Origin of the sequence: Accumulibacter sp., assembly GCF_029255145.1 — a bacterium.
Lineage (GTDB): Bacteria > Pseudomonadota > Gammaproteobacteria > Burkholderiales > Rhodocyclaceae > Accumulibacter.
The window spans coordinates 1-8,636 of record NZ_JAPUVQ010000086.1; the positions used below are offsets into that span (position 1 = coordinate 1).

9 protein-coding genes and 1 pseudogene are annotated in these 8,636 nt (G+C 63.5%); 5 read left to right on the forward strand and 5 right to left on the reverse strand.

Annotated features, from left to right (window positions below; translation table 11 throughout):
• Positions 1-246: 246 nt before the first annotated feature.
• A complete protein-coding gene (locus Q1L50_RS20025; RefSeq protein WP_366145226.1) occupies positions 247-462 on the reverse strand; it encodes a flagella basal body P-ring formation protein FlgA in 216 nt (71 codons plus the stop codon).
• Between Q1L50_RS20025 and Q1L50_RS08275 the strand changes: the two genes are divergently transcribed.
• Positions 395-2,338 (forward strand): AsmA family protein, encoded by a 1,944-nt coding sequence (locus Q1L50_RS08275; RefSeq protein ID WP_300337455.1) that lies wholly within the window; start codon positions 395-397, stop codon positions 2,336-2,338. The genes Q1L50_RS20025 and Q1L50_RS08275 overlap by 68 nt on opposite strands.
• A 106-nt stretch (positions 2,339-2,444) precedes the next feature.
• Here the strand turns inward: Q1L50_RS08275 and Q1L50_RS08280 are convergent, their stop codons facing one another.
• From Q1L50_RS08280 to Q1L50_RS08295, 4 genes are read right to left on the reverse strand one after another with little or no spacing between them, the layout of a single operon-like run.
• Positions 2,445-3,116 (reverse strand): ABC-type transport auxiliary lipoprotein family protein, encoded by a 672-nt coding sequence (locus tag Q1L50_RS08280; protein ID WP_300337457.1) that lies wholly within the window; start codon positions 3,114-3,116, stop codon positions 2,445-2,447.
• The gene (locus tag Q1L50_RS08285) at positions 3,113-4,054 is read right to left on the reverse strand and encodes an MlaD family protein (protein ID WP_300337459.1); all 942 of its coding nucleotides are present in this window, start codon (positions 4,052-4,054) and stop codon (positions 3,113-3,115) included. The genes Q1L50_RS08280 and Q1L50_RS08285 overlap by 4 nt, the downstream gene beginning before the upstream one ends.
• A gap of 19 nt (positions 4,055-4,073) precedes the next feature.
• The gene (locus tag Q1L50_RS08290; RefSeq protein WP_300337461.1) at positions 4,074-4,895 is read right to left on the reverse strand and encodes an ATP-binding cassette domain-containing protein; all 822 of its coding nucleotides are present in this window, start codon (positions 4,893-4,895) and stop codon (positions 4,074-4,076) included.
• A 1-nt stretch (position 4,896) separates the two neighbouring features.
• Positions 4,897-6,024 (reverse strand): MlaE family lipid ABC transporter permease subunit, encoded by a 1,128-nt coding sequence (locus Q1L50_RS08295; RefSeq protein WP_300337463.1) that lies wholly within the window; start codon positions 6,022-6,024, stop codon positions 4,897-4,899.
• Positions 6,025-6,265: 241 nt separating this feature from the next.
• Between Q1L50_RS08295 and Q1L50_RS08300 the strand changes: the two genes are divergently transcribed.
• The 4 genes and pseudogenes from Q1L50_RS08300 (at position 6,266) to Q1L50_RS08315 (ending at position 8,565) form a co-directional block, all read left to right on the forward strand.
• The gene (locus Q1L50_RS08300; RefSeq protein WP_300337465.1) at positions 6,266-6,544 is read left to right on the forward strand and encodes a beta/gamma crystallin-related protein; all 279 of its coding nucleotides are present in this window, start codon (positions 6,266-6,268) and stop codon (positions 6,542-6,544) included.
• Complete coding sequence (locus Q1L50_RS08305) at positions 6,502-6,990, forward strand: hypothetical protein (protein WP_300337467.1); 489 nt, start codon at positions 6,502-6,504, stop codon at positions 6,988-6,990. The genes Q1L50_RS08300 and Q1L50_RS08305 overlap by 43 nt, the downstream gene beginning before the upstream one ends.
• Before the next feature lie 103 nt (positions 6,991-7,093).
• Positions 7,094-7,824 (forward strand): annotated as a pseudogene (locus Q1L50_RS08310) (hypothetical protein).
• Positions 7,825-7,875: 51 nt separating this feature from the next.
• Complete coding sequence (locus Q1L50_RS08315; protein ID WP_300337469.1) at positions 7,876-8,565, forward strand: type 1 glutamine amidotransferase domain-containing protein; 690 nt, start codon at positions 7,876-7,878, stop codon at positions 8,563-8,565.
• The last annotated feature ends 71 nt before the right edge of the window (positions 8,566-8,636 follow it).

The following is an 8,636-nucleotide window of genomic DNA, read 5'->3' on the forward strand; positions in this document are numbered from 1 at the left end:
CCCGCGTACCGCCTCCAGACCAACCTTGGCCTTGAACTCCGGCGTATGTACCTTCCGCGTAGTGGCTTCACTCATCGCTTCTCGCTCCTATGATGGAGCACAGCTTAAACCACTGTCTGATTTCCAGGGACCACTATAGTGGCAACACGAGGGAATGTGGCGGCTTGTGTGCGGCAGCGTACGGAGGGAAGCGGCGACGATGACGTATGTTCGCTAAGGGCGTTCGTTTTTATTCTTCTCCTTGGTTCACGAATGCCCGCAGCACTTTGCCCGGAACGTCCTCCCCGGTGCGGCAATTTTGTGCTGGCTGCATCTGGCGCGCACCTGTTGCGCTGGGCCACCCTTTGAGCAGGCTCTTCCTGGAAACATCACCCGCATTCCCTCCTGCACCGTTATGACCCTGACGCGTTCGCTCAAATGGACAACTGGCGTTTTTCTCGCACTGGTGGTGCTGATCGTCATGCTTGTCGACTGGAACGGGTTGCGTGAGCCGATTGCGCGCCGGATCAGTAGCGCTACTGGCAGAAGCGTCGCAGTCAACGGCGATCTGAGCGTGCATCTTTCATGGCGGCCGCGCATCGTTGCCAACAACGTGGTCTTCGGCAATGCAGCCTGGAGTCCCGACCCCGCGATGGTCGAGATCAAGCGCCTGGAGTTCACGATCGACCCCTTCAAGCTTCTGATCGGCAGGGTGGAATTTCCCGAAGTCGCGTTGTTCGAGCCTCAGGTGCTGCTTGAGGTGAGTCAGGATGACGTGCCCAACTGGGTCTTCGACGAGCAGGACAAGAACAAATCTGTCGATTTTCCGACCATCGGCGTGCTGACCATAGATCACGGCAGCGTGACGTATCGGGATCGCAACAACCATACCGAACTGGCGCTTGACATCAAAACGCTGGAAGACGGCAAGGATGATCCAGAACGCAGGCTCGAAGTTGCGGGCAGAGGCCGTTTCAAGGGCCTGCCGACGACACTGCACGCGCGCGGTGGCGGGCTGCTGAGTCTACGCAGCGCCGATAATCCCTACCCGATCACAGCAAATGCGATGCTGGGAAACACCAAGGCCAGCATTGAGGGTCGCTTGCTCGATCCTCTGCATTTCAAGGGCGAGGAACTGAATTTCAAGCTTGAAGGTAGCGACCTGGCGTTACTCTTTCCGATCATCGGTGTGCCATTGCCGCCGACACCTGCGTACAAGCTCGTCGGATATCTGGATCATGACGGAAACGTGTGGACTTTTCGCCGCTTCAAGGGGACGGTGGGGCAAAGCGATCTGGCCGGAAGTTTCACTGTTGATCGGGGTCAGCGGCCCCAAATGATCAGCGCCGACCTGGTCTCAAGACAACTGCTGATGAAAGACCTCGGCGGCTTCATCGGAGCTGAGCGCGGTACGCAGCCGAGCCGGACCTCGCCGCCCAGCGACAAGGTGCTGCCGGCTGAGCCGTTCAGTCTGGAAAAGCTGAACGCGGCGAACGCGGATGTGCATTTCCATGGCGAGAAGATTCTCACCGAAAGCATGCTGCTCAACAAGATGAATGCGCGTCTCACCGTAAACGACGGTGTGCTGAAGCTCGCACCGATCGAGTTCGGCATCGCTGGCGGAAATCTGGTGTCGCGCATCGAAATGGACGGGCGCCACCTGCCCATCGCGATACGTGTAGACACCACCGCGAAAGGTCTGCACCTGGATCAGTTGTTTCCGACTTTCAGGCTGGCTGACTCCAATACCGGCACGATGGGGGGGCGTGCCAGACTGGCTGGTAACGGCAACTCGGTAGCGCAGATGCTCGCCTCGGCCAACGGCGAAGCCGCTCTGATCATGGATGGTGGGTCGGTTGGGGAGTTGGTTCTCCGGCTGTCGAACCTTGACATGGCCAATTCGCTACTGGTAATGCTGGGTGGCGACCATCTGGTTCCGATTCGCTGCATGGTGGGCAATTTCAAAGCGATTAATGGCGTCTTCAGTGTGCGGGACCTGGTGCTCGATACACCCAAGGTCAACATTACCGGTAGTGGCAACGTCGACTTCACCGACGAATCGCTCAACGTCAGATTGGTGCCCCAGTCGAAGGGCTTCAGTCTGGCGTCGCTGCGCGGCCCCATCGTTATCGCGGGCACGTTCAAGAGCCCGACGGTACGACCTGAAATGGGCGGCGTCATTGCGCGCGGCGCTCTCGCGGTGGCTTTGGGTGCGGTGACGTCAGGTGTGGGAGTACTGATACCGCTGCTCGACTTTGGCAACGACAAGGATAGCGACTGTGCCTTACTCATTAACCAGGCCAAGGCGGATGCGCGCGTGAAGTCGAGCGATATTGCGCCACGTGCCGGAAAGCGGTGATCAGCGCTTCCGGCTCGACCATCATGTTGCGTTTGGGCGTCGCCTCGTGTTGGTGATGGGCCCAGAACCCGGTGGATGGCAGTGCAGTCGTTTATCCGGCAATGCGTTACGGCAGTACGGGCGTGGCTGGCTGCCATTGCGCTGCGGCCGTGGCACAGAAACCTGCAAGTTGCTCCAGTACCGTCTGCACTGCGCGATTGGCGGCAACGACGCCGCCGTAGGGATCCTCGGTCGCGGCAGCAACCGACTCATCGAACACGCGCCACGCCAGCACCCGGCGCGTCGTGTTGTCCACCAGATGCGCGCGCAACGTGAAATGGACGCGACTCGGCTGGCTGGCGAATTCCTGCTGCAGGCGCACGATTTCCGTATCGAGCCGCAGGTCGCCGGCGGCGGCGGTCGGCGCCAGCATGACCGAGCGGAAGGTGCCGCTGTTCTCGGCGGCGAAGACGATTAGCGGCGCCAGCATGCGCGCCGGCGTGTCGACCCATTCGCTGTGCGCAAAATACTCGAGCTGGTGGGGCTCGCGTACGTAGAGGATGCGTTGGCTGTCAAAGCCCGCCGCGGCCCGCGGGGGATTGACGATCAGGGCAGGCGCCGCCTTTGACGATGTCGCCGGGGCAGGCCTGGCGACTGCAGTCTCGATCCGCGCGCTGTCGAGCGCGTAGAAGGCCGGCGGTGGCGTTCCCGTCGAACGGAGTGCGCCGCAACCGCCGACGGTCAACAGCAGACCGACGGCGCACAGCCGGCCGAGGGGTGCGAGGGATATACGGGTCATGGCAGTCCTGGTCGTGTTGGTGAGGATTCGCCGGGCCCCTCGGGCGCCGGCCGGCGACCGAACAGCAGGCTCGCCGGATTGCGTTCGGTCTGCTCGGACAGGCGCCGCAGCGAAGCCGACAGGACGGTGAGTTCTTCGAGCAGCCGTTCCAGTTCGGGGAGCGTTTCCGCGCCGAAGCGCTGCACGTCGGCGCCGACCGCGTCGACCGTCTTGCGGGCGCTGGCACTGGTGCGGGCGACCTCGCTTGACATTTTCCCGACAGCTTCGGCACTGCGGCCGATGCGATCGATCACCGGCCCGACCTGCGCGGTCGCCCGCGAGGCGTTCTCGAAAGTCCGGGCGGCATGCTTGATTCCCGAGTCGAGCGCGTCCTTGCGCGCGGCGATGGTGTGCGCCACGACGGCGATGTCGGCGAGCGCGCCGGCGAAGGCTTTGCGGTTCGCGTCGCTGAGGATGGCATTGACGTTGTTCGACAGGCTGTCGAGCTTGGTCAGCACGGTAGTGAGCAGATTTTCGAGCCGCGCAGCGAGCGAGGGCTTGGTGTGAATCACCGGATAATCGCTGCCTTCCGCGGTGCGCAATGGCGGTGACTCGCGCGTGCCGCCGCTGAGTTCGATATAGGCGATGCCTGTCAAGCCCTGCGTCTTCAGGACGGCGACGGTATCTTCCCGAATCGGCGTACCGCGCTCGATGGCGAAGAGGAGGTTTACCTGTTCCGGATTGCCCGGGTCAAGTTGAATCTGCTGCACCTTGCCGACGTCGACGCCGTTGTACTTGACGGGCGCGTTGACATTGAGACCAGCCACCGACTCGTCGACGATCGCCAGATACAGGTCATAGGTCTTCTGGAAAGCACCGCCCGAGGCGAGCCAGAGAATGCCGGCGACGAGCACGGAGCCGAGGACCAGCACGAATGCGCCGACGAGCGGGTAGTTCACCTTGGTTTCCATGCTGCCCTCACGGTTTTCCGCCGGCATTCAGCTCGGCCTGGTGCCTTTCCTGTTCCTGCGCCGCCCGCCCACGCGGCCCTTCGAAGAACTTGCGGATGCTGGGGTGCGCCATTTGCGACAGCTCGGACATCGAGCCGATGCCTTGCACCTTGCCCTCGCCGAGAACCGCGACGCGGTCGGCGACCTGCCATAGCAGGTCGAGGTCGTGCGTGATCATGACGATGGTCAGACCGAAGAGGTCGCGGAGTTTGCGTACGAGTTGGTCGACGCCGCCGGCGCTGTCGGGGTCGAGGCCGGCGGTCGGTTCGTCGAGGAAAAGCAGTTCGGGGTCGAGGGCCAGTGCCCGAGCGAGGGAGGCCCGTTTCATCATGCCGCCGCTGAGTTCCGACGGATACTGTGCGCCGACCTCTGGCTTGAGTCCGGTGATGGCGAGCTTCCAGGCCGCGATTTCGTCGATCAGGGCGTCGTCGAGCCGGGTGTGCTCGCGTAGCGGCAGGCCGACGTTTTCCTGCACGGTCAACGAGCCGAACAGGCCGCCGTGCTGGAACATCACGCCCCAGCGCCGGCGCAACGCCAGCGCCTCGTCGTCGCCGATGTCCTGCAGGTCGACGCCGAGCACCCGGATCGTGCCCGAGTTAGGGCGTTGCAGCAGGATCATTTCGCGCAGCAGGGTCGATTTGCCGGAGCCGCTGCCACCGATCAGCGCGAACACCTCCGATCGGCGCACCTGCAGGTCGATTTCCGTATGCACGACATGTTCGCCGAAGCGTGTCGATACCTTGCTGAGTTCGATGGCGGCTGCGTCCGCCGCTTGCTTGTTGCTTGGCACGTCAGAGATCCAGCGCACTGAAGGCGACCGAGAACAGGGCGTCGGCGACGATCACCAGGAAGATCGACTGCACGACGCTGCGCGTCGTCTGGCGGCCGACGCTGTCGGCGCCGCCGCGGGTGCGAAAGCCTTGAAAGCAGCCGATCACGGCGATGATGATCGCGAATGCCGGCGCCTTGCAGATGCCGACCAGATACGCGGTGACGCTCACCGCCTTGACGAAACGGTCGAGAAACTCGCCGAAGCCAACGCCAAGTTGTGCGCGCGCCATCAGCATGCCGCCGAAAACACCGAGCACGTCGGCGAACACCGTCAGCAGTGGCAGCGCGATCGAGAGGGCGAGGACCTTGGGCAGCACCAGCAGGTCCAGCGGTGCAATGCCGAGCGTGCGCAGCGCATCGATCTCCTCGGTCACCGACATCGTGCCGATCTGCGCCGCATAGGCGGAACCCGAGCGCCCGGCGATGATGATCGCCGTGATCAGGGGTGCGAACTCGCGTAGCATCGACAGGCCAACGAGGTCGGCAATGAAAATGTTGGCGCCGTATTGCCTGAGCTGGTCGGCACCCTGGTAGGCGACGACAATGCCGAGCAGGAACGACAGCAGCCCGACGATCGGCAGCGCGTCGAAGCCGGCGCTGCGCAGGTTGTACAGAATGGGCCGCCAGCGAAAGCGCGCCGGGCGCGCGACGCAGCCAGCGAATGCCACCGCAATCTCACCGACGAAGCCGAGTAGCGCAATGGCCTGAGCGCCGGCGGCGACAGCGCTGCGGCCGACCTGGTCGAGTGTCGAGGCCGGCGCACGGGCAGGCGGAGCCGTCTGATCCATCGTCTGCGGGTCGACGACTTCGAGCAGCCTGGCGAATTCCGGGCGCAGTTCACGCACCTGCACGACGCCGGCCTCGCCGCGCAAGCGCTGCAGAAGTTTCTGCAGAACCCAGGCGCCGGCGGTATCGAGAGCGGCAATGCGCGAACCATCGATGACTATTGCCGATCGGGCCGGCACCGCCAGGGTATCGAGTTGCCGCCCGATGGCGCCGAGCCCGCGCGCCGTCCAGGCCCCCGACAGCGCGAGTGCCTCGGGTGTCGACTGCGTGATTGCGGCGGGTACGACGGGCAAGGGGTTCATGGATGAGCAGGACGATAGAGAAAATATTTTGTCCGGTATGTACGCACGCGCACAGAAGGCCTGCCGCGCAGGGAGAACCATGGTGGAGTCGTCGCGAATTGCGGCAACGTCCTGCCGTGTGGTCAGTGACGCCGCAGTCCTCCGATCCCCTTCCGCATCGTCAGCGCGCTGCGCCTCGGCCCCGGGACCGCCGAGCTTCGCCGCTGGCTTCGCGACACGCCGCTCAATGCACGAGGCATCAATGAACGCAACCCTGAGAAACACCCCGGCATTGGCCAGCATCGTCCTTGCCACCCAGGCGGCCGCACAGGTCACCTTTTACGAGCGTGAAGGCTTCGCCGGCCGCTCGTTCACCACCAATGAACTGGTCCGCAACTTCGAGCGATATGGCTTCAACGACCGCGCCTCGTCGCTCGTGGTTTCACGCAACCCTGGGAAGTCTGCGAAGACATCCGCTTCACCGGTCGCTGTGTCGTCCTGCGTCCGGGCAGGTATCCGTCCCTGGCGGCGATGGGCGTGAATGACCGCGTTTCGTCGGCGCGGATCGTCGGCAGGAACTCGCGCGTCGAGGAATCGCGTTATGCACCCGTTCCCGTGCTTGCCGCCGACTATCGTCGAACTGGCAACGAGCGCCTGTATGATGCGAGCGTCACCTCGGCCCGCGCGGTGGTCGGACCCCCCGAACGCCGCTGCTGGGTCGAGCGGGAACAGGTCGTCGAGGAAGTCAGCACTTTCAAAATTCCAGGTGCGCTTGCTTGCGCCGTGATTGGCGGCATTCTCGGTCATCAGGTCGGTGGCGGACGCGGCCAGGATATCGCCACGGCCGGTGGCGCGGTCGCGGCGATGGTGGACAGCAGGTGCATAGCCGCGACGTCGAGCGCTGCGAGAACGTGGCCAGCCACGGCCGGCCCGACTACTGGGACGTTACCTACGATTTTCGCGGCGAGGAACATCGCGTCCAGATGAACGCTCGTCCCGGCGCTACAATCACCGTCAACCAACGCGGCGAGCCGAGCGAGCCAAGGCTTTGACGACGCGGCGGCTATTTCACTCCGAAGAGACAGGCAGTATGGCCCACAGCACTACCGTCAATCGGCGGATCGTCCTCGACTCCCGCCCGGTCGACGCGCCGACCGCCGAGAACTTCCGCCTTGCTGAAGGCGACATTCCCGTTCCCGGCGCCGGGCAGGTGTTGCTGCGCACCCTGTATCTCTCGCTTGACCCGTACATGCGCGGTCGGATGAGCGATGTGCCGTCGTACGCGTCGCCGCTGGCGGTCGGTGAGGTGATGGTCGGCGGCACCGTCGCCCGCGTGCAAGCCTCCCGGCACCTGGACTATCAGCCCGCCGACCTGGTCGTCGGCTACGGCGGTTGGCAGGACTACGCCCTCGCCGACACGACCTGACCCGGCTCGATACGCGCACGACGCACCCCCCGCTGGCCCTCGGCGCCGTCCTGCCCCTGCTCAACGTCAAGGCGCGGGTGCCGGTGTGCGGGCTGATCGTCCGCTACAACGACACCACCCTGCCGGCAGGGCCGGATCGACTCGGGCTGCTGACCCGTACGCTGCTCACCCGGCGCATCAAGATGCAGGGCTTCATCATCATCATCATCTTCTTCGACGACTACGGCGATCGATACGGCGAGTTCTCCAGCCAGATGAGCACCTGGATCAAGGGTGGCAAGATCAAGTTTCGCGAAGACATCGTCGCTGGTCTGGAAAATGCCCCGCAAGCGTTCATCGGCCTGCTCGAAGGCCGCAATTTCGGCAAGCTGATCATTCGCGTCGGCAGTGACTGAACAAGAACGATACTTACCTGTAGCAGGAAACGACATGAAGATACTAAGGGCATCACCTCGCACGATCAACTCGGCGATACCGGCGAAAAGACCGGTTTCTGGCTGGAAGAGTTTGCGGCGCCGTACTACGTGTTCCAGGACGCCGGCGCCGAAGTCGCGCTGGCCTCACCCCTCGGCGGTCACCCGCCGCTCGACCCGAAGAGCGACGATCCGGCTTGCGAAACCGAATCGACTCACCGCTTCAAGGCCGATCCGGTGGCGCAGGCGGTGTTAGCCAGCACGTGCAGGCTGTCCGAGGTTCATGCCGACGACTTCGATGCCGTGTTCTACCCCGGGGGCAATGGCCCGCTGTGGGATCTTGCCGAGGATGCGTCGTCGATCGGTTTGATCGAGGCGATGCTCCTGGCGGGCAAACCCGTGGCCTCGGTCTGTCACGCGCTTGCCGTGCTGCTCCGTGCCAAGGCACCTGACGGCAAGCCCGTGGTGCAGGGCAAGCAGGTGACCGGTTTCTCGAACAGCGAAGAGCAGGCGGTTGCCTTGGCGCGTGTGGTCCCCTTTCTGGTCGAAGACATGCTTGAGCAGTGCGGTGCCCGGTATATCAAGCGGGCCGACTGGCAGCCGCATGTCGTCAGCGATGGTCTGCTGATCACCGGGCAGAACCCCGCCTCGTCGGAGGCGGTCGCCAGGCAATGCTCTCAACGTATCAGAACAAAGTCATACCCCGTTCTTGTAAGCATGTGATAAATGTGGCTTTTGCGTGAATTTTCTGGGGGATGACCGGTTTGGTTTAATGTGGACGAGGTTCTTGATCA